Origin of the sequence: Serratia sp. 2880STDY5682894, assembly GCF_001537385.1 — a bacterium.
Taxonomy (GTDB): Bacteria; Pseudomonadota; Gammaproteobacteria; order Enterobacterales; family Enterobacteriaceae; genus Serratia; species Serratia nevei.
This window is the reverse complement of sequence record NZ_FCJA01000018.1, coordinates 1-22134: the sequence shown is the minus strand read 5'-3', so window position 1 is coordinate 22134 and position 22134 is coordinate 1. Positions and strand designations below refer to the sequence as shown.

The window sequence follows — 22134 nt, the reverse complement described above, 5'->3', positions numbered from 1 at the left end:
GTGAAAGACTTATTGAAGTTTCTGAAAGCGCAAACTAAGACCGAAGAGTTTGATGCGATCAAGATTGCTCTGGCTTCGCCAGACATGATCCGTTCGTGGTCGTTCGGTGAAGTTAAGAAGCCGGAAACCATTAACTACCGTACGTTCAAACCAGAGCGTGACGGCCTTTTCTGCGCCCGTATCTTCGGGCCGGTAAAAGATTACGAGTGCCTGTGCGGTAAGTACAAGCGCTTGAAACACCGCGGCGTGATCTGTGAGAAGTGCGGCGTTGAAGTGACCCAGACCAAAGTGCGTCGTGAGCGCATGGGCCACATCGAGCTGGCTTCGCCGACCGCGCACATCTGGTTCCTGAAATCGCTGCCATCCCGCATCGGTTTGCTGCTGGATATGCCGCTGCGTGACATCGAACGCGTACTGTACTTCGAATCCTATGTGGTGGTCGAAGGCGGTATGACCAACCTCGAGCGTCGTCAGATCCTGACTGAAGAGCAGTATCTGGATGCGCTGGAAGAGTTCGGTGACGAATTCGACGCCAAGATGGGTGCGGAAGCTATTCAGGCCCTGTTGAAAAACATGGATCTGGAAGCCGAGTGCGAGCAGCTGCGTGAAGAGCTGAACGAAACCAACTCCGAAACCAAGCGCAAGAAGCTGACCAAACGTATCAAGCTGCTGGAAGCGTTCGTACAGTCCGGTAACAAACCGGAGTGGATGATCCTGACCGTGCTGCCGGTACTGCCGCCGGATCTGCGCCCGCTGGTTCCGCTGGATGGCGGTCGTTTCGCGACGTCGGATCTGAACGATCTGTATCGCCGCGTGATCAACCGTAACAACCGTCTGAAACGCCTGCTGGATCTGGCTGCGCCTGACATCATCGTGCGCAACGAAAAGCGTATGCTGCAAGAAGCGGTAGACGCCCTGCTGGATAACGGCCGTCGCGGTCGTGCCATCACCGGTTCCAACAAACGTCCTCTGAAATCTTTGGCCGACATGATCAAAGGTAAGCAGGGTCGTTTCCGTCAGAACCTGCTCGGTAAACGCGTTGACTACTCCGGCCGTTCCGTCATCACCGTAGGTCCATACCTGCGTCTGCATCAGTGCGGTCTGCCTAAGAAGATGGCGCTGGAGCTGTTCAAACCGTTCATCTACGGCAAGTTGGAGCTGCGTGGCCTGGCCACCACCATCAAAGCCGCCAAGAAAATGGTTGAGCGTGAAGAAGCCGTCGTTTGGGATATCCTGGACGAAGTGATCCGCGAACACCCGGTACTGCTGAACCGTGCACCAACCCTGCACCGTTTGGGTATCCAGGCGTTTGAACCGGTTCTGATCGAAGGTAAAGCGATCCAGCTGCACCCGCTGGTTTGTGCGGCCTATAACGCCGACTTCGATGGTGACCAGATGGCTGTTCACGTACCGCTGACGCTGGAAGCCCAGCTGGAAGCGCGTGCGCTGATGATGTCCACCAACAACATCCTGTCCCCAGCGAACGGCGAGCCAATCATCGTTCCTTCTCAGGACGTTGTACTGGGTCTGTACTACATGACCCGCGACTGTGTTAACGCCAAGGGCGAAGGCATGGTGCTGAACGGTTCCAAAGAAGCTGAGCGTGTTTACCGCGCCGGCCTGGCGTCTCTGCATGCGCGCGTTAAAGTGCGTATCACCGAAGACGTCAAAAACGCCGAAGGCGAATGGACTTCTCAGACCAGCATCATCGACACCACCATCGGCCGCGCCATCCTGTGGATGATCGTACCGAAAGGTCTGCCGTACTCGATCGTTAACCAGCCTTTGGGCAAGAAAGCGATCTCCAAGATGCTGAACACCTGTTACCGCATCCTGGGCCTGAAGCCGACCGTTATCTTTGCTGACCAGATCATGTACACCGGTTTTGCTTACGCAGCCCGTTCCGGCGCTTCCGTAGGTATCGACGACATGGTTATCCCGGCCAAGAAAGCGGAGATCATCGAAGAAGCGGAAACCGAAGTTGCCGAGATCCAGGAGCAGTTCCAGTCTGGTCTGGTTACCGCCGGCGAACGCTACAACAAAGTGATCGATATCTGGGCTGCAGCGAACGAACGCGTTGCGAAAGCGATGATGGAAAACCTGTCGGTAGAAGACGTGGTTAACCGTGACGGCGAAGTGGAACAGCAAGTTTCCTTCAACAGCATCTTTATGATGGCCGACTCCGGTGCGCGTGGTTCCGCCGCTCAGATTCGTCAGCTGGCCGGTATGCGTGGTCTGATGGCGAAGCCGGACGGCTCCATCATCGAAACGCCAATCACCGCGAACTTCCGTGAAGGTCTGAACGTACTCCAGTACTTCATCTCCACCCACGGTGCTCGTAAAGGTCTGGCGGATACCGCACTGAAAACCGCGAACTCCGGTTATCTGACCCGTCGTCTGGTTGACGTGGCGCAGGATCTGGTGGTGACCGAAGACGACTGTGGCACCCACGACGGCATCCTGATGACTCCGGTTATCGAAGGTGGCGACGTGAAAGAGCCACTGCGTGAACGCGTTCTGGGCCGTGTGACGGCAGAAGACGTCCTCAAGCCGGGTACGGCGGACATTCTGGTGCCACGCAACACCCTGCTGAACGAGAAGGCGTGTGACCTGTTGGAAGAGAACTCTGTCGACAGCGTTAAAGTCCGTTCCGTGGTGAGCTGTGAAACCGACTTTGGTGTGTGTGCAAACTGCTACGGTCGCGACCTGGCACGTGGCCACATCATCAACAAAGGTGAAGCCATCGGCGTTATCGCGGCACAGTCCATCGGTGAGCCGGGTACACAGCTGACGATGCGTACGTTCCACATCGGTGGTGCGGCATCTCGTGCGGCTGCTGAATCCAGCATCCAGGTGAAAAACAAGGGTAGCCTCAAGCTGAGCAACGCGAAGTTCGTTATGAACGCCGCAGGCAAGCTGGTGATCACCTCGCGTAACACCGAACTGAAACTGATCGACGAATTCGGCCGTACCAAAGAAAGCTACAAGGTGCCTTACGGTGCCGTGATGGGCAAAGGCGACGGTGAAGAAGTTAACGGCGGCGAAACCGTTGCTAACTGGGATCCGCACACCATGCCGGTCATCAGTGAAGTCAGCGGCTTCATTCGCTTCGCGGACATGGTTGACGGCCAGACCATTACTCGCCAGACCGACGAACTGACCGGTTTGTCTTCTCTGGTCGTTCTGGACAGCGCAGAGCGTACCGGTAGCGGTAAAGACCTGCGTCCGGCACTGAAAATCGTTGACGCTCAGGGTGAAGACGTATTGATCCCAGGCACCGATATGCCTGCTCAATACTTCCTGCCGGGCAAAGCGATCGTTCAGCTGGAAGACGGCATTCAGATCGGTGCGGGTGATACCCTGGCGCGTATTCCTCAGGAATCCGGCGGTACCAAGGATATTACCGGTGGTCTGCCGCGCGTTGCCGACCTGTTCGAAGCACGTCGTCCGAAAGAGCCGGCAATCCTGGCTGAAATCAGCGGGATTATCTCGTTCGGTAAAGAGACCAAAGGCAAACGTCGCCTGGTGATCTCTCCGCTGGACGGCAGCGACGCTTACGAAGAGATGATTCCGAAATGGCGTCAGCTCAACGTGTTCGAAGGCGAAGTGGTGGAACGTGGTGACGTCGTTTCCGACGGCCCAGAGTCTCCGCACGACATTCTGCGTCTGCGTGGTGTGCATGCGGTTACCCGCTACATCACCAACGAAGTGCAGGAAGTTTACCGTCTGCAAGGCGTTAAGATTAACGATAAGCACATCGAAGTTATCGTTCGTCAGATGCTGCGTAAAGGCACCATCGTTAGCGCTGGTGGCTCCGAGTTCCTGGAAGGCGAGCAGGCTGAAGTGTCTCGCGTCAAGATTGCCAACCGTCAGCTGGAGGCTGAAGGTAAAATCGCGGCAACCTTCTCGCGCGATCTGCTGGGTATCACCAAGGCTTCCTTGGCGACCGAGTCCTTCATCTCCGCTGCATCGTTCCAGGAAACGACGCGCGTTCTGACCGAAGCTGCCGTAGCCGGCAAGCGTGATGAACTGCGTGGCCTGAAAGAGAACGTCATCGTGGGCCGTCTGATCCCAGCCGGTACCGGTTACGCTTATCATCAGGATCGCATGCGTCGTCGTGCTCAGGGTGAAGCGCCGGTTGTTCCGCAAGTCAGCGCGGAAGAAGCGACGGCTAACCTGGCCGAGCTGCTCAACGCAGGCCTGGGCGGCAGCGACGACGAGTAATCGTCATCCGCGCCGCGGGCCCGGCATGCCGGGCCCATCGCCAGATAAACCGCTCCCTCGGGGGCGGTTTTTTTTCGCCTCATGCCGGGGCAGAGCAAACTTTGCTACTATGGTTACAGCAGAAATTGACCGGCGCTTTTTACCAGACAACCAAGGACAGTGCGAACATGGACAGCCTCATTACCTTCGAAAAATTGACGGCGCAACACCTGCCTTACCTGTATGAGATCCGCTTTTCCGTTGAAGAAAACCTGCTGCACCCGCATCAGATCCAGTACCTGCAGCGTAAACAGGCGCTGGAGGACATCAACCAGGGCGGCGGCTGGATCTGCAAGCATGGCGACGACTATGCCGGCGTTGGCTTCGGGCTATTCATCCCTGAACCGCTGATCGGCGGTCTGTTCGTGAAGCCGGAATACCAGTCGAAGGGGATCGGCTCCGCCTTGCTGGCCCGGGTCACTCACTGGATGTTTGAGCACGGCGCCGAAGCGATCCACTTAACCACCGATCCTGGCTCCAAAGCCGAAGGCTTTTATCAACATCACGGCTGGGTCGTGGTCGGGCAGGATGAGTTCGGCCAGGCCGAACTGGTGAAACGTAAAGAGGGTGAATAATGACAATCAAAGGATTGATGACGTTACTGCTGCTTTCACTGTTCAGCGCACCGCTGTATGCGGCCGTTGACTATTTTTACCTGAAACCGCTCGACGGCGAGAAGATCAAGATAACCCGGCAGATGCTGGAGGCGATGCCGGCGCACACGATTAAAACCTCGACCAATTTCACCCCGGAAGATACGTTCACCGGCGTTGAGTTTGCCGAGCTGGTGGAAGCCTATCACCTGAAAGGTCAGTCGGTGCGCGCTTTCGCCTGGGACGATTACTCCTACTCGATGCCGATTGACGAGATGATTAAATACCGCGTGATCGTCGCCTATCAGCGCGGTGGCAAGCCGATCGACGTTGGGGAGCTGGGGCCGTTCGCCATTATTTATCCGCGCGATGGCTACGCCGAGCTGAATAACCTGGATGTGAATGCGAAAACCGTCTGGCAAGTTAAACGGCTGGAGCTGAAATAAGATGAGCAAAAAACTGATCGGTACTCTTATCGCGTTGGTTGCCATCTTCTCCTTATTGATTTTGTTGATTGCCATTAACTTCGGCGGCGTAAAAGAGCGCTATAAGCAAATCGAGCCCAATCTGGACAACTACTCGGTGGCCGAGATCCTTTTTCTGGCGTTTGAAAGGACCAAAACCGCGCTGCTGCTCAGTGAAAACAACGACTACGACACCTTCCAGATCAAAAAGAAAATCTTCTACTCGAAGATTCAGATCCTGGAGAGCCGTTCGACCTTCAGCGACTCTTTTTATTACGACGACGAGTTCATCAAGAATGTTGCGCTGCTGAAGCAGCAGTACCGCACGTTGGACGATCTCTCCGCCGGCTTGCTGGTGGGGCAAAAAAACAAGGCGGACATTCTCTCTTATATGGATGATATCGAGGGTACGCTGGTCGATATCCAGGAAATTATTTATCGGATACAGATTAAAAACTTTACCGAAGTGAAAGGCATCATTCAGGACAACTCGAGTAAAGCCGAGATGTTCGCCATCTTTTCGCTGATTTTGGTGTTCCTGATGATGTTTCTGGTGCTGAGGAATGCCTTCTCGTTGAAAGAGATCATCAAGAACAAGAACATCTTCATTTCTTCCATCTACCACGAGATCGCCGGCTCGACCCAGGCCATCGTCATTGCCGCAGATATCATGGAACACGAGCTGGCGCAGGAAGAGTTGAAAAAGGAAGCCCGCCTGATCTCCTATCACGGTAATAAGATCGCCGAACAAACGCGCGAGGTGATGGATTATTCTCGGCTTGAGATGGGAGAAGTTAAAATCAATATTTCCACCTTCCGGTTGAATGAGGTGGTGGACGATGCCGTAACCGGCATCGGCGCCGGGCGCGGCAATCGCCTCGTGATTCACCGTTCGTCTTATGCCGGCCTGATTGGTTCTGATAAATACAAGCTCTACCGAATATTGGCCAACCTGCTCAGCAACGCGGACAAATTTACCCACCGGGGCGTGGTTACCCTCAATGTGAAGCTGTGCCACGGCAATCTGTATTTGCGGGTGAAAGATACCGGCATCGGGTTTAACGTCGATAACCTGGATCGGTTATATAAGGCATTCAATCAGGGGGTGGAAAGGGAAACGCGGCAGGGGTTGGGGCTGGGGCTGACCATTATCAAAAATTACGTCACGACGATGAAAGGCACCATTAAAGCCAAATCCGTCGAAGGAGTGGGCTCATCGTTTTTGATCCGCATCCCGGTCAAACTAATTAAAGAATAGGTTCGACAGCAGCAGCGAGGAGATAATCAGCGGCTTGGTCGGTTTTTCCACCAGGTGCACGTCATAGTGCAGGATCATATCGCCGATGTTTTTCTCGTAGTGATTCAGCTGGCCGGTCAGAATAATAATGCGGGCGTGCGGATCGAGAACGTCTTTAATTTTTTTCACGACGCGTTCGGAGGTCTCGCCGAAGTCCAACAGCCAGTCCAGAATAAACGCCTCAAAGGACTGCTGTTCCAGCGCGGCCAGCATGGCGTCCGCCGTCTGAAAGGTCTCAGTCTCGATGCCGTATCGGCTGGCGATCTTCTTCAACAGTTCGAGAATATCGCCGTCATTATCCAGGATCGCGATACGCGGGGCCGGCAGAAAGTCTATCTTGTTGACTTTGTACAGCGGCGCACCGGCGGCATGTTCCCGATTGGTGCTGATGATGAAAAGATCGTCTTTTTTGTAGGCGTAGGTTTCGTCGCTGTCCGCTTGCGTGACCGGGCACTCGTCGACCTCTATGTTGCAGCGCTTGTGAATGCTGTTCATGATAAAGACGCCGTTATGCGTCCTTTGGCCGGCAAAGGGCTCGTTGAAGTACTGGAAAACCTTTTTGACTTCATCGAGGGTGATACCTCTTTTGCCATCCAGTTTCTGTTTGGCGCTGTTGTACTGAAGGTTCAGTATGTTGGCCATCGTGGAGGCATGCTTTCTGTCGCCAACTCCTTTCAGAGTGAGCAACGCGCTGATTGCATCGATGTAATTGGGCGTTTTCTTCATGACAACCTTGGCTTTTTTGATGTTGACCGCAAGCGCTGAAAAACCTGCGCAAGAACCCGTGCTGGATTATAGATGATGCCCCGGAGCTTGCGGCGATATCAGTTTGATTTTCCTTGGCAAACTCAGAACACACTCGATACTAAATAAAAAAACACTCAAAAGACATTCACATTTAACCGTTTATGTGGTTAATTAGCGCACATACTGTGTGATTCGCGTCCTGGGGGGGTGCCAGTCTCACAAAATAAACCGCCTGCTCTTGTCCGTAAGCAGGGAGCAGGCGGCAAAAAGATCCGCGGCCAACACCAGGGCCATTGGCAGCACCGGGGATGACGACTCGAACCTCTCTTCGTCCTGTACCTTCTTTTTTCCTCTTTCCCCACTTTTCTGCCGCAACAGCGTCCTATGAGTCTCACCGCTGAGTGAGTGCCGAGCACCGCTAGGCCACAGTCCTTTAGCCGACAAGACAACCTGTCCGTACGCCCTTACAGGCCGCGATACGCCATATGCGCGTTGCCGCGGACGAGGGCCCGGTGTCGCGCAAGAGAATCTCCGGCGCGATCCGGGATGGGATAAGGCGGGGCCATCGAGAGGGAGACGGCCCCGGCCGGCGCCGGGTTTGGCGGTCGGCAAGGTCACTATAGCCGGCGGGCCTGCCGGCGCCAGCGCCACCGTTCGGCATTGCGCGGCCGTTCCAGCATTTTCTTCACGCGGCGGTAAACGTTGCCGCTTATTGCGCGCTGCGTCCCAGATAATCGTCCCAGTCTTTCCACACCGGCTGCAGCCCGGCATTGCTGATGGCCTCGGCGACCTGCTGCGGCGTGCGGCCGTCGTGCGGCTCGAACTGTTCCAATTCCGGCGGTACGTCGTCGGCATAGCCGCCGGGCTGCGTCTTGGATCCGGCGCTGACGCTGTTGATCGCCACCGGGATCATATGATCGCGGAAGTACGGCGACTCACGCGTAGACAGCGACAGCTCAACGTCCGGTGCGAACAGCCGGAAGGCGCAGATCAGCTGCACCAGCTGAGGCTCGCTCATGATCGACGCCGGCTCAATGCCGCCGGCGCAGGGGCGCAGACGCGGGAACGAGATCGAGTAGCGGCTCTGCCAGTAGGTTTGCTGCAGGTAGAACAGATGTTCCGCCAGCAGGTAGCAGTCGGTGCGCCAACTGTTGGACAGGCCGATCAACGCGCCGAGGCCGATCTTGTCGATCCCGGCGCGCCCCAGGCGATCCGGCGTGGCCAGACGCCAATGGAAATCCTGCTTCTGGCCGCGCAAATGGTGCTGCAGATAGGTGGCCGGATGGTAGGTTTCCTGATAGACCAGCACGCCGTCCAGGCCCAGCGTTTTCAGTTCGGCGTACTCGTCCTGCGCCAGCGGCTGCACTTCCATCATCAGCGAGCTGAAGTGGCGGCGGATCGCCGGGATGTGCTGACGGAAATAGTCCATGCCGACCTTGGTCTGATGCTCGCCGGTGACCAGCAACAGGTGTTCGAACCCCAGCGCCTTGATGGCTTCGCACTCGCGTGCGATCTCCGCCGCATCGAGCGTTTTGCGCTTGATGCGGTTGCTCATCGAAAAACCGCAATAGGTACAGTCGTTGGCACACAGGTTAGAGAGGTACAGCGGCACATAGAAGCTGACGACGTTGCCGAAGCGCTGACGGGTCAGCTGCTGCGCGCGCTGCGCCAGCGGTTCCAGATACGGCGCGGCGGCGGGGGAGATCAGCGCCATAAAGTCGTCGCGCGTCAGCTTGTCGGCGTTCAACGCGCGTTCCACGTCGCGTGCGGTTTTGCCGTTGATGCGCAGCGTAATGTCGTCCCAATCCAGCTGTTGCCAGCGGCTACTGAAATCGTCGCCCATCACTGTGCCTCCTCTGGCTGGCTGAGGAAGGCGGTCAGCGGGCTGGAGGCGGCTGCACTGCGCTGGCTAGCGCCCAATCCAGCGCTGCGCGCCAGCTCGCCGGCCTCCAGCGCCAGGCGAAACGCCCGCGCCATTTGCACTGGGTCGCGCGCCACGGCGATGGCGGTATTCACCAGCACCGCGTCGGCGCCCAGTTCCATCGCTTCCAGCGCGTGGCTCGGCGCGCCGATGCCGGCGTCGACCACCACCGGCACCTTGGCCTGCTCGATGATGATCTCGAGGAAGTCACGGGTGCGCAGACCGCGGTTGGAGCCGATAGGGGCGCCGAGCGGCATCACCGCCGCGCAACCCACCTCTTCCAGCCGTTTGCACAGCACCGGATCGGCGCCGCAGTAGGGCAGCACCACAAAACCGTCTTTCACCAGCGTTTCCGCCGCCTTAAGCGTTTCTATCGGATCCGGCAGCAGGTATTTCACATCGGGATGGATCTCCAGCTTCACCCAGTGGGTGCCGAGCGCTTCACGCGCCAGCCGGGCGGCGAACACCGCTTCGGCGGCGGTTTTGGCGCCGGAGGTGTTGGGCAGCAGCCGGGCGCCCAACTGCTGCAGCGGCGCCAAAATGGCGTCGTTGCCGCCGCGCAGATCGACGCGCTTCATGGCCATGGTCACCAGCTGTGAGGCGGAGGCCGCCAGCGCCTCCAGCATTAACGCCGGGGTGGCGAACTTGCCGGTGCCGGTGAATAGGCGCGAGGTAAAAGTGGTATCGGCGATTTTCAGCATGTCAGCCTCCGGCGATCGCTTGAAACAGCAAAATGTCGTCACCGTCCTGCACCTGATGGTCGGCCCAGTCGGCGCGCGGGATGATGGTTTGATTGATCGCCAGCGCGGTGCCCGGCTGGTGGCGTTCCAACTGGGTCAGCAGGGCGGCGACGCTGAGCGGCTGCGCCAGCTCCAGCGGTTGGTCGTTCAGACGGATCTTCATGCCGCGCCTCCGCATACCGGGCAGGCGCGGGCCTGGCTCAGTTGCAGCGTGCTCCAGCTCTGCTGCTTGCCGTCGAACAGCCGCAGTTTACCGCTGAGGGAGGAAGGCATGCCGGCCAACATTTTGATGGCCTCCAGCGCTTGCAGAGTACCGATCACGCCCACCACCGGGCCGAGCACCCCGGCGGTGCGGCAGTTGCGCTGCGGCTCTTCCTGATCCGGGTACAGGCAGGCGTAGCAGCCGTGCGCATAGGGCGGCTCGAGCACCAGCAGCTGGCCACTGAAACCGACCGCGCTGCCGCTGATCAGCGGCTTGGCGGCGGCGATGCAGGCGGCATTGACCTCATGACGGGTCGCCATATTGTCGCAGCAGTCCAGCACCAGATCGGCGCGGGCGACCGCGTCGCGCAGCGCTTGCCCCTGCAGCCGCTGCGCCAGCGGGATGGATTCCACCAACGGGTTCAGCGCCTGCAGATGGCGTTGCGCCAGCGCCGCCTTGCCGGTGGCGGTATCGGCGCTGCGGTAGAGGATCTGCCGCTGCAGGTTGGTGATGTGCAGCTGGTCGTCGTCGGCCAACAGCAGCGTGCCGACGCCGGCGGCGGCCAGATACAGCGAAGCCGGGGAACCAAGCCCGCCCAAACCGACGATCAGCACCGTGGCGCGCTTGAGCCTCTCCTGGCCCTCCGGGCCGACGTCCTCCAGCAACAGCTGGCGGCTGTAACGCAGGAATTCCTGATCGTTAAGCATCGTTCGGGCCCTCGCCTTCGATCAGCCGCAGCAGCTCGGCCGTCGCCGCACGCCAGTCCGGCGCCTGGGTGATGGCGCTGACCACCGCCACGCTGCCGACGCCGCACGCCAGCACCGCCGGTACGCGATCGATGCTGATCCCGCCGATCGCCACCGTCGGGTAATCCGCCAGGCCGGCGATGTGGCGTTTCAACTCCGTCAGCCCCTGCGGCGCCGAAGGCATGTCTTTGGTTTGGGTGGGGAAGATGTGCCCCAACGCGATGTAGGACGGTTTCACCGCCAGCGCGCGCGCCAGCTCCGCGTCGTCATGGGTGGACACGCCCAGCCGCAGCCCGGCGCGGTGAATGGCCGCCAGATCGGTGGTATCGAGATCTTCCTGGCCCAGATGTACGCCGTAGGCGCCGTGCTTGATCGCCAGCCGCCAATAGTCGTTGATGAACAGCCGCGCTTGATAACGCTGGCCCAGTGCGATGGCGGCAGCGATATCCTCTTCGACCTGCTCATCCGGCAGATCCTTGATGCGCAGCTGGATCGTGGTGACGCCGGCCTCCAGCAGACGAGCGATCCATTCCACGCTGTCGACGACCGGGTAAAGCCCCAGTTTGTGGGGCGTAGCCGGGAAGGGGGTCGTGATATCAGTCATTGCTTGTCTCCTCTTGTAGGGTGCCGGCGCTGTGATACAGCTCGCTGCCGCGGGCGCGGAACTCGGCGGACATTTTCTCCATGCCGGTCAGCTGCACTTCGATCGGCTTGGCGGCCTCCTGGGCGGCGGCGTAGTCGCGCACCTCCTGCGAAATCTTCATCGAGCAGAATTTCGGCCCGCACATCGAGCAGAAGTGGGCGACCTTGCCGGATTCCTGCGGCAGGGTTTCGTCGTGATAGGCGCGCGCGGTGGCCGGATCGAGCGCCAGATTGAACTGATCTTCCCAGCGGAATTCGAAACGTGCCTTGGACATGGCGTTATCGCGGATCTGCGCGCCCGGATGGCCTTTGGCCAGATCGGCGGCGTGAGCGGCGATCTTGTAGGTGATCAGGCCCTGCTTGACGTCTTCTTTGTTCGGCAGGCCGAGGTGCTCTTTCGGCGTGACGTAACACAGCATGGCGCAGCCGAACCAGCCGATCATTGCCGCGCCGATGCCGGAGGTGAAATGGTCATAGCCCGGGGCGATATCGGTGGTCAGCGGGCCGAGGGTGTAGAACGGCGCTTCGTGGCAGTGTTCCAGTTCTTCGGTCATGTTGCGGCGGATCATCTGCATCGGCACGTGGCCCGGCCCTTCGATCATCACCTGCACGTCGTATTCCCAGGCGATTTTGGTCAGTTCGCCCAGCGTATGCAGCTCGGCGAACTGGGCTTCGTCGTTGGCGTCCTGAATCGAGCCGGGGCGCAGGCCGTCGCCGAGCGACAGCGAAACGTCGTAGGCGGCGCAGATCTCGCAGATTTCACGGAAATGCTGATAGAGGAAGTTTTCCTGATGGTGCGACAGACACCATTTGGCCATGATTGAGCCACCGCGCGACACGATGCCGGTCAGGCGTTTGGCGGTCATCGGCACGTAGCGCAGCAGCACGCCGGCGTGGATGGTGAAGTAGTCGACCCCTTGCTCCGCCTGTTCCAGCAGCGTATCGCGGAACATCGCCCAGGTGAGGTTTTCCGCCACGCCGTTGACCTTCTCCAGCGCCTGGTAGATCGGCACGGTGCCGATGGGCACCGGGCTGTTGCGCAGGATCCACTCGCGGGTTTCGTGAATATAGCGGCCGGTAGAGAGATCCATCACGGTGTCCGCGCCCCAGCGGGTGGACCACACCAGCTTCTCCACCTCTTCTTCGATCGACGACGTGACCGCCGAGTTGCCGATATTGGCGTTCACCTTCACCAGGAAATTGCGGCCGATGATCATCGGCTCCGCCTCCGGATGGTTGATGTTGGCGGGAATGATGGCGCGGCCGGCGGCCACTTCCTGACGCACGAACTCCGGCGTGATGTTGTCCGGCAGGTTGGCGCCCCAGCTTTGGCCCGGATGCTGGTGGCGCAGAACCTCGCCGCGAATGCGCTCGCGCCCCATGTTTTCACGGATGGCGATGAACTCCATCTCTGGGGTGACGATACCGGCGCGGGCATAGTGCAGCTGGGTCACGCACTTGCCCGGCAGCGCCCTGCGCGGCAGCGGCAGATGTTCGAAGCGCAGGTGATCCAGCCCTTCGTCCGCCAGCCGCTGTTGGGTAAAGCCGGAACTGGCGCCGCTTAGGGTGGCGGTATCGCCGCGCGCGTCGATCCAGCCGGCGCGCAGCTTGGCCAGGCCGGCGTGCACGTCGAGCTCGGCCTGCGGATCGCCGTAGGGGCCGGCGGTGTCATACACCGGGATCGCCTCGTTGGGTTCATACTGTGGGTTGTCTTTGCTGCCGCCGAGCAGGGTCGGGCTGAGCTGAATTTCGCGCATCGGCACCTGGATATCGCTGCGCGAGCCCTGGAGATAGATGCGGCGTGAGTTCGGGAAAGCCATGCCTTGCAGGGTGTCGATAAACTGCTGGGCGGCTTCGCGTCGCGCTTTACGGGCGCGCGGTGGATTAACGTTAGACATAGCAAGTTCCTACCAGTGTGTTGGGTTGGGAAAGTTGCTTGTCTGGAGCTCGGAGGGAGTAATGATGGTGGCCGATAAGGCAGGGCGCCCGCAAGGGGAAGGCCGTGCCTGTGGCGATAGATTACTCTTGTTCCCTTCGCGGGTATTAACCCGATCAGGTTCCGCGGATCCCGAATTAACGGTCTCAGCCTGGCTGATTCGATGAACAAATCAGGCGCTAGGCACTCCGACAAGATGCCCCCCAGTATAGGAGGGATAAGAAAAAAAACTATAAAATTTTAACGCGCGGGATCCAGCGCCTGGTCCGGCAGCGGTTGCTGCGCGGCCTCCGCTTCCAGCTGGATCAGCTTATCTTCCAGCGCAAAGCGCGCCGCCAGCGTTTCGCCGATATCCGACAGGGCCTGGTGGAATTCCAGACAAACCTCCTGATCGATATCCACTTCGGTATAGCGATCGTGGAACGCCATGATCTGTTCGGTATTGGCCCACAGCTTGGGGTAGATGTTCACCGCCAGCGACATTTTCGGACTGGCTGCGCCTTCCACTTGTTTGATAATTCTGTCATAGATATGAAAATGCCCTGCGGAGAGATAATCCACCAGGTTGTGGCAAAAGTTCTCCAGCGCTTTTTCATTCAGCGGCGTATGCTTTTCTTTATTCGGTTTGAGGCCTACCAGCGTGCAGTAGGCAACCAGCAACTGTTTGCGGGCCTGAAGCCATTGATCAACTAATTCATTACTACCGCCAACGCGCTGAGTCAGCCTTTCCAAACGGTTGAGCATGTTTGACTCCGTGTAAGTAATAAAAGTAACCGGTAAGTTATTAAAATGTAACAAAGCCGATTTGTAGAGTGCCAGTGAAGCTGAGGTTGTGCAACAACGATATGGAACTTGCATTAACGGGCAATGAAAACGGCTGGTGGATCGTCAGCCATGAAAGCAAACTTTGGTTACCGAACGGTGAATTGCCGTCGGGGACGGCCGCCGCTCTTGGGCTGCGGGGCCACATGGCGCGCACCATCGGTGAATGGGAGGGCGCGCCGGTCTGGCTGGTGCGCCAGGCGATGCCGCGGGAGATGGGATCGGTGCGTCAGCTGTTGGATCAGGATCGCGGTCTGTTCCAGCTTGCCGGGCGCGGCGTGCAGCTGGCGGATTTCTACCGCTCTCATCGCTACTGCGGCTATTGCGGCCATGAAATGCACCTCAGCCGCACCGAAAGCGCCTGTCTGTGCGGCCACTGCAAAGAGCGGTACTACCCGCAGATTGCACCCTGCGTGATCGTCGCCATTCGGCGCGACGATCAGATCCTGCTGGCGCAACACGTGCGTCATCGCGGTGGTATCCACACGGTGCTGGCCGGCTTCGTCGAAGTGGGCGAAACGCTGGAGCAGGCGGTGGCGCGCGAAGTGATGGAAGAGAGCAATATTGAAATCAAGAACCTGCGCTACGTCACTTCACAACCGTGGCCGTTCCCACACTCGCTGATGATGGCCTTTATGGCCGATTACCATCAGGGTGACATTCGCCACGATCCCAAGGAGCTGCTCAACGCCGGCTGGTATCGCTACGACCAGCTGCCGCTGTTGCCGCCGCCCGGCACCGTGGCGCGCCGGTTGATTGAGGACACCGTGGCGCTGTGCCGGGCAGAATAATGTACAATGGCCGGCAGATTATTAAGGGAGCCCCATAAATGACTGAGTTGAAGAACGATCGCTACCTGCGCGCGCTGTTGCGCCAGCCGGTGGATGTGACCCCCGTATGGATGATGCGTCAGGCCGGTCGTTATTTACCGGAGTACAAGGCGACCCGCGCCCAGGCCGGTGATTTCATGTCGCTGTGCAAGAACGCGGAGCTGGCCTGCGAGGTCACGCTGCAGCCGCTGCGCCGCTATGCGCTGGACGCCGCCATCCTGTTCTCCGACATTCTCACCATTCCCGACGCCATGGGGCTCGGCCTGTACTTTGAAGCCGGCGAAGGCCCGCGTTTCAGCTCCCCCGTGACCTGCCGCGCCGACGTCGACAAGCTGCCGGTGTTCGATCCGGAAGTGGAGTTGGGCTATGTGATGAACGCGGTGCGCACCATTCGCCGCGAGCTGAAGGGCGAAGTGCCGCTGATCGGCTTCTCCGGCAGCCCGTGGACGCTGGCGACTTATATGGTCGAAGGCGGCAGCAGCAAAGCCTTCACCAAGCTGAAGAAGATGATGTATGCCGAACCGGCTACGCTGCACCTGTTGCTGGACAAGCTGGCGGACAGCGTGATCCTGTACCTCAATGCCCAGATTAAAGCCGGCGCGCAGTCGGTGATGGTGTTCGACACCTGGGGCGGCGTACTGACCGGGCGCGATTATCGCGAGTTCTCTTTGCACTACATGCACAAGATCGTCGACGGGCTGCTGCGTGAAAACGACGGTCGCCGCGTGCCGGTGACGCTGTTCACCAAAGGCGGCGGGCAGTGGCTGGAGGCGATGGCCGCCACCGGCTGCGATGCGCTGGGGCTGGATTGGACCACCGACATCGCCGACGCGCGTCGGCGCGTGGGCGACAAAGTGGCGCTGCAGGGCAATATGGATCCGTCGATGCTGTATGCCTCCCCGGCGCGCATCGCGGAAGAAGTGGAGACCATTCTGGCCGGTTTCGGCCACGGCAACGGCCATGTGTTCAACCTGGGCCACGGCATCCATCAGGATGTGCCGCCGGAGCACGCCGGCGCCTTCGTCGAGGCGGTACACGCGCACTCGGCGAAATACCACCGTTAAGGATCCGATGTGACCGATATGGCGGCCCTGCGCGCCGAACAGCTGCGGCGCGCGGCTGAAGTCATTCGCTACGACGATCTGCCGGCCGAACCGCCGGCCTTAATCGCCGGCGCCGACGTGGGCTTCGAACAAGAAGGGGCGGTGACGCGCGCCGCCATCGCCATCCTGAGCTATCCGTCGCTGGAGCTGGTGGAGTATCAGGTGGCGCGCATCGCCACCGTCATGCCCTACATCCCGGGCTTCCTGTCGTTTCGCGAATACCCGGCGCTGTTGGCCGCCTGGGGGCAGCTGCAGCAGAAACCGGGGCTGATCTTCGTCGATGGGCACGGTATTTCGCATCCGCGGCGTCTCGGCGTCGCCAGCCATTTCGGCCTGCTGATCGATGTGCCGACCATCGGCGTGGCCAAGAAGCGCCTGTGCGGCAAATTTGCGCCGCTGGACGCCGCCGTCGGCGCGCTGGCGCCGTTGGAAGATAAGGGTGAACAGCTGGGCTGGGTGTGGCGCAGCAAGGCGCGTTGCAACCCGCTGTTCATCTCTACCGGGCATCGCGTGGGCGCCGACAGCGCGCTGGCGTGGGTGCAACGCTGTATGGCGGGCTACCGTTTACCGGAGCCGACCCGCTGGGCCGACGCCATCGCATCGCGTCGTCCGGCGTTTCAGCGGTGGTTGCAGCAGCATCCGGAGGTGTCGCCATGAGCGATTTCGGGTACACTGCGCCGCAGATAACGCGTAAGAGAGTAAAGCATGCTACGTAACCCGATTCATTTACGCCTGGAACGGCTCGAGGCCTGGCAACATTTGACCTTTATGGCCAGTTTGTGCGAGCGTATGTACCCGAATTACCAGATGTTCTGCAAACAGACCGAGTTCGGCGATCCGGCGGTTTATCGCCGCATTCTGGATTTGGTGTGGGAAACGCTGGTAGTGAAGGATGCCAAGGTCAACTTCGACAGCCAGCTCGAGAAGTTGGAAGAGGCGATTCCGTCGGCGGAAGATTACGATCTTTACGGCGTTTACCCGGCAATTGATGCCTGTATCGCATTAGGGGAACTGATCCATTCGCGGCTCGGCGGGGAGACGCTGGAGCACGCCATCGCCATCAGCGAAACATCGATTCGCACCGTGGCGATGTTGGAAATGACCCAAGCCGGTAAGGAAATGACCGACGAAGAGTTGGAAAGTTTGCCTGCGGTAGAGGAAGAATGGGACATTCAATGGGAAATTTTCCGCCTGTTGGACGCCTGTGAAGAGCGCGATATAGACCTGATCAAGGGGCTGCGATCCGACCTGCGAGAGGCGGGTGTCAGCAACATCGGGATAAATTTAGCGCAATAAGGCAACAAAACGTGATTTAACGCCTGATTTGTCATGCCTTAAGGCTTCACATCCGCACCCTGTCTGGTCTACATTTGGGGGGCGTAAAAAAAGTGGCTATCGGTGCGTGTATGCAGGAGAGTGCTGTCAATCGGCATATCCGTCGCACTCGATGCTTTGCAAACGATAAACACACTGTAAGGATAACTTATGAACAAGACTCAACTGATTGATGTAATCGCGGACAAGGCTGACCTTTCCAAAGCACAAGCTAAACTGGCTCTGGAATCCACCCTGGCTGCTATTACTGAGTCTCTGAAAGAAGGTGATGCAGTACAATTGGTTGGCTTCGGTACTTTCAAAGTAAACCATCGTAGCGAGCGCACTGGCCGCAACCCGCAGACTGGCAAAGAAATCAAAATCGCAGCAGCCAACGTGCCTGCGTTCGTTTCTGGCAAAGCACTGAAAGACGCTGTTAAATAAGACCGCGCCTCGGTGAAAAGATTAAACAGAGGGGCGATGGCGCCCCTTTTGTTTACTCGTCGGGCGCTCATGGCCGTAGGCATCGCCGTCGGCCTGAGCGCTTGCAGTTCCCATTCCGATATTCCCAGCTTTACCGCCAGCGGCTTTGTGGCCGATCAGGGCGTGATACGCCTGTGGCGTAAAGACGATGAGCAACATCGTCCGCAGGTGTTGGTCAGTGTCTACAGCCCTTACCGCGGTCCGGGTACCATCACCACGCTATACACCTATCAGGGCGACGTGCTGCGCCAAATCAAACGTAACGACGCCGATGGCGATCGCGACTCTATTCAACTGCGCTTTGCCGACGACGGCACGGTGAGCTTTATGCAGCGCCAGCTGGCGACACGCCGCGAACCGCTGACCCGCGATGAAATCGCCCTGTACCAATATCAGGCGCGGCGGATCCTCGAAGTGAGCAATGCGCTGCGCGCCGGCAAGGTGAAATTGCTGCAGGGGCGTTGGATGCAGGGCGAGGTGCAAACCTGCGACGGCCAACGCATCAAACCGGGGCTGGATGCCGCCTCCGTCGTCTGGATCGAGAAGCGTGCCCGCAGCAGCAGCCGGCCGGTGAGCGTCGCCTGGCTGGAAGCGCCCGAAGGCAGCGAACTGCTGCTGGTGGCGAACGACGACTTCTGCAGCTGGGAACCGAAAGAAGACCAGCTATAAAAAAGGCCCCGCGCTGCGGAGCCTCTCGTCATGACCTTATACGGTCAAATCACTTGCCGCGCGCAATCGCGCGATAACCGATGTCTTTGCGGCAGAAGCTGCCCGGCCACTCAATGCCTTCGGCCAGCTGGTAGGCACGTTGCTGCGCCTGCGCCACGGTGTCGCCCAGCGCGGTTACGCACAGCACGCGGCCGCCGCTGGTGACGACGTCATTGCCCTGCAGGCGTGTGCCGGCATGGAAGACCTTACCGTCGGCGCTTTCCTGCTGCGGCAATCCCTGGATAACTTCGCCGTTGCGATAGTCGCCCGGATAACCGCCGGCCGCCAGCACTACGCCGAGCGCAGGGCGTTCGTCCCAGTCGGAGCTTTTCTCGTTCAGGCGGCCTTCCGCGCCCGCCAGGCACAGTTCCACCAGATCGGAACGCAGGCGCAGCATGATGGGCTGGGTTTCGGGATCGCCAAAACGACAGTTGAACTCGATCACTTTCGGTTGGCCATCGGCGGCGATCATCAGGCCGGCGTACAGGAAGCCGACGTAGGTGTTGCCTTCCGCCGCCATGCCGCGCACCGTCGGCCAGATCACCTGGTCCATGGCGCGCCGGTGGATTTCGTCGGTCACGACCGGCGCCGGGGAGTAGGCCCCCATGCCGCCGGTGTTCGGGCCGGTATCGCCGTCGCCGACGCGTTTGTGGTCCTGGCTGGTGGCCATCGGCACCACGTTCTCGCCGTCGACCATCACGATGAAGCTGGCTTCTTCGCCGTCGAGGAACTCTTCCACCACGATGCGATGACCGGCGTCGCCGAAGGCGTTGCCGGCCAGCATGTCACGCACGGCTTCTTCCGCTTCCTGCAGCGTCATCGCGACGATTACGCCTTTACCGGCCGCCAGGCCATCGGCTTTGATGACGATCGGTGCGCCTTTGCGGCGCACATAGGCCAGTGCCGGCTCCACCTCGGTGAAGTTTTCATATTCGGCGGTCGGGATACGGTGGCGCGCCAGGAAATCCTTGGTGAAGGCTTTGGAGCCTTCGAGCTGCGCGGCGGCCTGTGACGGGCCGAAGATTTTCAGGCCGGCGGCCTGGAAGGCGTCGACCACGCCGATCACCAGCGGCGCTTCCGGCCCGACGATGGTCAGACCGATGTCATGGCTCTGGGCGAAAGCGACCAGGGCAGGGATGTCGGTGGCGGCGATCGCCACGTTTTCCAGATTGGCTTCCAGCGCGGTGCCGGCATTGCCCGGCGCAACGTAAACTTTATCCGCCAGCGGAGACTGGGCGGCTTTCCAGGCCAGCGCGTGCTCGCGCCCGCCGTTGCCGATAATCAAAATGTTCATCAGGGGCTCCACGAATGGCGTGCGCCGGAGCGCACGCGGCAAAAGGAATTAATGGCGGAAGTGACGCATGTCGGTAAAGATCATGGCGATGCCGTGTTCGTTGGCGGCGGCGATCACTTCGTCGTCGCGGATAGAGCCGCCCGGCTGGATCACGCAGGTAATGCCGACGGCCGCCGCGGCATCGATGCCGTCGCGGAACGGGAAGAAGGCGTCGGAGGCCATGGCGGACCCTTTCACCTCCAGCCCTTCGTCGCCCGCTTTGATGCCGGCGATCTTGGCGGAGTAAACGCGGCTCATCTGGCCGGCACCTATGCCGATGGTCATGTTGTCACGTGCATAGACGATGGCGTTGGATTTCACGAACTTGGCCACTTTCCAGCAGAACAGCGCGTCGCGCAGTTCCTGTTCGGTCGGCTGGCGCTCGGATACCACACGCAGATCGGCGGCGGTCACCATGCCCAGATCGCGATCCTGCACCAGCAGGCCGCCGTTGACGCGCTTGAAGTCCAGTCCCGCTTCGCGTTGCTGCCACTGGCCGCAGGCCAGCACGCGCACGTTCTGTTTGGCGGCCAGCAGGGAGCGCGCTTCCTGGGTGACGTTTGGCGCGATGATCACTTCCACGAATTGGCGGCTGATGATCGCCTGCGCGGTGGCGGCATCCAGTTCGCGGTTAAAGGCAATGATGCCGCCGAAGGCGGAGGTCGGGTCGGTTTGGTAAGCGCGCTCGTAGGCGGCCAGGATGTCGTCGCCGATCGCCACGCCGCAAGGGTTGGCGTGTTTGACGATCACGCAGGCCGGTTCGGCGAACTCTTTCACGCATTCCAGCGCGGCGTCGGTATCGGCGATGTTGTTATACGACAGCGCCTTGCCCTGCAGCTGCTCGGCGGTCGCGACGGACGCTTCCTTTACCTCTTCTTCTATATAGAAGGCGGCCTGCTGGTGGCTGTTCTCACCGTAGCGCATATCCTGCTTCTTGATGTAGTTGAGGTTCAGGGTACGCGGGAAGCGGCCGGACGGCTGTTCGGTCTCGCCGTGGTATGCCGGCACCAGCGTGCCGAAGTAGTTGGCGATCATGCTGTCGTAGGCGGCGGTGTGCTCGAAGGCCTTGATGGCGAGATCGAAGCGGGTGGCATAGCGTAGCGAGCCGTCGTTGTTGTCCATCTCGGTAATGATGGCGGCGTAGTCGCTGCTCTTCACCACGATGGCAACGTCTTTATGGTTCTTGGCGGCGGAGCGCACCATAGTCGGGCCGCCGATATCGATATTCTCGACCGCGTCTTCCAGCGAGCAATCCGGGCGCGCCACGGTTTGGGCGAACGGATACAGATTGACGACCACCATGTCGATAGGCTTGATGTCATGCTGATTCATGACGGCGTCGTCCTGGCCGCGGCGGCCGAGGATACCGCCGTGAACTTTCGGGTGCAGGGTCTTAACTCGTCCGTCCATCATTTCCGGGAAGCCGGTGTAGTCGGATACTTCGGTAACGGGCAGACCGGCGTCTGCCAGCAGGCGGGCGGTACCGCCAGTGGAGAGCAGTTCAACGCCGCGCTGGGAAAGCGCTTCGGCGAATTCAACGATACCGGCTTTGTCAGACACGCTGAGCAGGGCCCGGCGGATTGGACGAGGTTGTTGCATGGTTTTATCCCTTGGCTTTGAGTCGCAATTAAAGAGCGTTACGTGAATGTCCACCTCGTTCTCTCTATAAGGAAGGTTTTTTGCCTTATAGAAGGGAGGGTCAGGCACATATTCAGGTAACGCCCCCATAAAAAGGGGGAGCGTTTCGTCGCGGGGAATTGTAGCGAAAACGTTTGCGTGGCGCTCGTAAATTTTCCGTGCAAATCGCATCTGTGGATAACACTGTGTGCAAGTGGGTATAAGGCGGGGTTTTGCTGTGGAATGCAGCGAACGATCGCTTTTGTTGAAAATACCTGTTGCGGCCTGCGAGGAACTCCCTATAATGCGCCTCCATCGACACGGAACATGTGAACAACTTCACAGAGTATCCGGGGGGTCGCAGAGAAAAAAT

At 59.4% G+C, this 22134-nt stretch carries 20 protein-coding genes and 1 riboswitch; of the genes, 10 read left to right on the top strand and 10 right to left on the bottom strand.

All coding sequences use genetic code 11. The annotated features are described in order from the left end of the window. The 4 genes from rpoC (at position 1) to AWX27_RS23900 (ending at position 6578) form a co-directional block, all read left to right on the top strand. Positions 1-4224, top strand: coding sequence for a DNA-directed RNA polymerase subunit beta' (rpoC, locus tag AWX27_RS23915; protein ID WP_047729347.1), 4224 nt, complete (start codon positions 1-3; stop codon positions 4222-4224). A 167-nt stretch (positions 4225-4391) separates the two neighbouring features. Beyond that, the gene (locus tag AWX27_RS23910) at positions 4392-4838 is read left to right on the top strand and encodes a GNAT family N-acetyltransferase (protein WP_060425359.1); all 447 of its coding nucleotides are present in this window, start codon (positions 4392-4394) and stop codon (positions 4836-4838) included. Next, complete coding sequence (locus AWX27_RS23905; RefSeq protein WP_060425357.1) at positions 4838-5302, top strand: putative pterin-binding protein; 465 nt, start codon at positions 4838-4840, stop codon at positions 5300-5302. Before AWX27_RS23910 ends, AWX27_RS23905 begins: the two co-directional genes overlap by 1 nt. Position 5303: 1 nt before the next feature. Beyond that, positions 5304-6578 (top strand): sensor histidine kinase, encoded by a 1275-nt coding sequence (locus tag AWX27_RS23900; RefSeq protein WP_060425354.1) that lies wholly within the window; start codon positions 5304-5306, stop codon positions 6576-6578. Here AWX27_RS23900 and AWX27_RS23895 read toward each other — a convergent pair. The 8 genes from AWX27_RS23895 to AWX27_RS23860 form a co-directional block, all read right to left on the bottom strand. Further along, complete coding sequence (locus tag AWX27_RS23895; protein ID WP_060425352.1) at positions 6564-7259, bottom strand: helix-turn-helix domain-containing protein; 696 nt, start codon at positions 7257-7259, stop codon at positions 6564-6566. The two genes, AWX27_RS23900 and AWX27_RS23895, sit on opposite strands and share 15 nt — an antisense overlap. A gap of 814 nt (positions 7260-8073) precedes the next feature. Continuing rightward, the gene (gene thiH, locus AWX27_RS23890) at positions 8074-9207 is read right to left on the bottom strand and encodes a 2-iminoacetate synthase ThiH (RefSeq protein WP_060425350.1); all 1134 of its coding nucleotides are present in this window, start codon (positions 9205-9207) and stop codon (positions 8074-8076) included. Beyond that, complete coding sequence (locus AWX27_RS23885) at positions 9207-9986, bottom strand: thiazole synthase (protein WP_060425348.1); 780 nt, start codon at positions 9984-9986, stop codon at positions 9207-9209. Before AWX27_RS23885 ends, thiH begins: the two co-directional genes overlap by 1 nt. A gap of 1 nt (position 9987) precedes the next feature. Then, positions 9988-10188: a sulfur carrier protein ThiS gene (thiS, locus tag AWX27_RS23880; protein ID WP_016929423.1), complete on the bottom strand. Its 201-nt coding sequence runs from the start codon at positions 10186-10188 to the stop codon at positions 9988-9990. After that, on the bottom strand, positions 10185-10934 hold the full coding sequence (locus tag AWX27_RS23875) for a HesA/MoeB/ThiF family protein (protein ID WP_049202137.1): 750 nt from the start codon (positions 10932-10934) through the stop codon (positions 10185-10187). Before AWX27_RS23875 ends, thiS begins: the two co-directional genes overlap by 4 nt. After that, on the bottom strand, positions 10927-11577 hold the full coding sequence (gene thiE, locus AWX27_RS23870; RefSeq protein WP_060425346.1) for a thiamine phosphate synthase: 651 nt from the start codon (positions 11575-11577) through the stop codon (positions 10927-10929). Before thiE ends, AWX27_RS23875 begins: the two co-directional genes overlap by 8 nt. After that, positions 11570-13513 carry a phosphomethylpyrimidine synthase ThiC gene (thiC, locus tag AWX27_RS23865; protein ID WP_060425344.1) on the bottom strand — a complete coding sequence of 648 codons (1944 nt, stop codon included), beginning with the start codon at positions 13511-13513 and terminating at the stop codon, positions 11570-11572. The genes thiE and thiC overlap by 8 nt, the downstream gene beginning before the upstream one ends. A gap of 114 nt (positions 13514-13627) precedes the next feature. Then, positions 13628-13752, bottom strand: a riboswitch (TPP riboswitch). Positions 13753-13791: 39 nt separating this feature from the next. Continuing rightward, positions 13792-14295, bottom strand: a complete 504-nt coding sequence (locus tag AWX27_RS23860; RefSeq protein ID WP_048232444.1) for an Rsd/AlgQ family anti-sigma factor — start codon at positions 14293-14295, stop codon at positions 13792-13794. 101 nt (positions 14296-14396) lie between these two features. Between AWX27_RS23860 and nudC the strand changes: the two genes are divergently transcribed. From nudC to AWX27_RS23830, 6 genes are all read left to right on the top strand, one after another. After that, positions 14397-15164, top strand: a complete 768-nt coding sequence (gene nudC / locus AWX27_RS23855) for an NAD(+) diphosphatase (RefSeq protein ID WP_060425367.1) — start codon at positions 14397-14399, stop codon at positions 15162-15164. 38 nt (positions 15165-15202) lie between these two features. Beyond that, positions 15203-16267: a uroporphyrinogen decarboxylase gene (gene hemE, locus AWX27_RS23850; protein ID WP_033636735.1), complete on the top strand. Its 1065-nt coding sequence runs from the start codon at positions 15203-15205 to the stop codon at positions 16265-16267. A gap of 9 nt (positions 16268-16276) precedes the next feature. Then, positions 16277-16963 carry a deoxyribonuclease V gene (nfi, locus tag AWX27_RS23845; protein WP_060425341.1) on the top strand — a complete coding sequence of 229 codons (687 nt, stop codon included), beginning with the start codon at positions 16277-16279 and terminating at the stop codon, positions 16961-16963. A gap of 48 nt (positions 16964-17011) precedes the next feature. Beyond that, the gene (locus AWX27_RS23840) at positions 17012-17602 is read left to right on the top strand and encodes a YjaG family protein (protein ID WP_025160203.1); all 591 of its coding nucleotides are present in this window, start codon (positions 17012-17014) and stop codon (positions 17600-17602) included. Positions 17603-17791: 189 nt separating this feature from the next. Then, on the top strand, positions 17792-18064 hold the full coding sequence (gene hupA, locus AWX27_RS23835; RefSeq protein WP_004929874.1) for a nucleoid-associated protein HU-alpha: 273 nt from the start codon (positions 17792-17794) through the stop codon (positions 18062-18064). A 36-nt stretch (positions 18065-18100) separates the two neighbouring features. Then, positions 18101-18772 (top strand): DUF1481 domain-containing protein, encoded by a 672-nt coding sequence (locus AWX27_RS23830; protein WP_080432972.1) that lies wholly within the window; start codon positions 18101-18103, stop codon positions 18770-18772. A 49-nt stretch (positions 18773-18821) separates the two neighbouring features. Here the strand turns inward: AWX27_RS23830 and purD are convergent, their stop codons facing one another. Both purD and purH read right to left on the bottom strand, forming a co-directional pair. Further along, positions 18822-20105, bottom strand: coding sequence for a phosphoribosylamine--glycine ligase (purD, locus tag AWX27_RS23825; RefSeq protein ID WP_060425337.1), 1284 nt, complete (start codon positions 20103-20105; stop codon positions 18822-18824). Between the two features lie 48 nt (positions 20106-20153). Further along, positions 20154-21743 (bottom strand): bifunctional phosphoribosylaminoimidazolecarboxamide formyltransferase/IMP cyclohydrolase, encoded by a 1590-nt coding sequence (gene purH, locus AWX27_RS23820; RefSeq protein ID WP_154618208.1) that lies wholly within the window; start codon positions 21741-21743, stop codon positions 20154-20156. Positions 21744-22134: the final 391 nt, after the last annotated feature.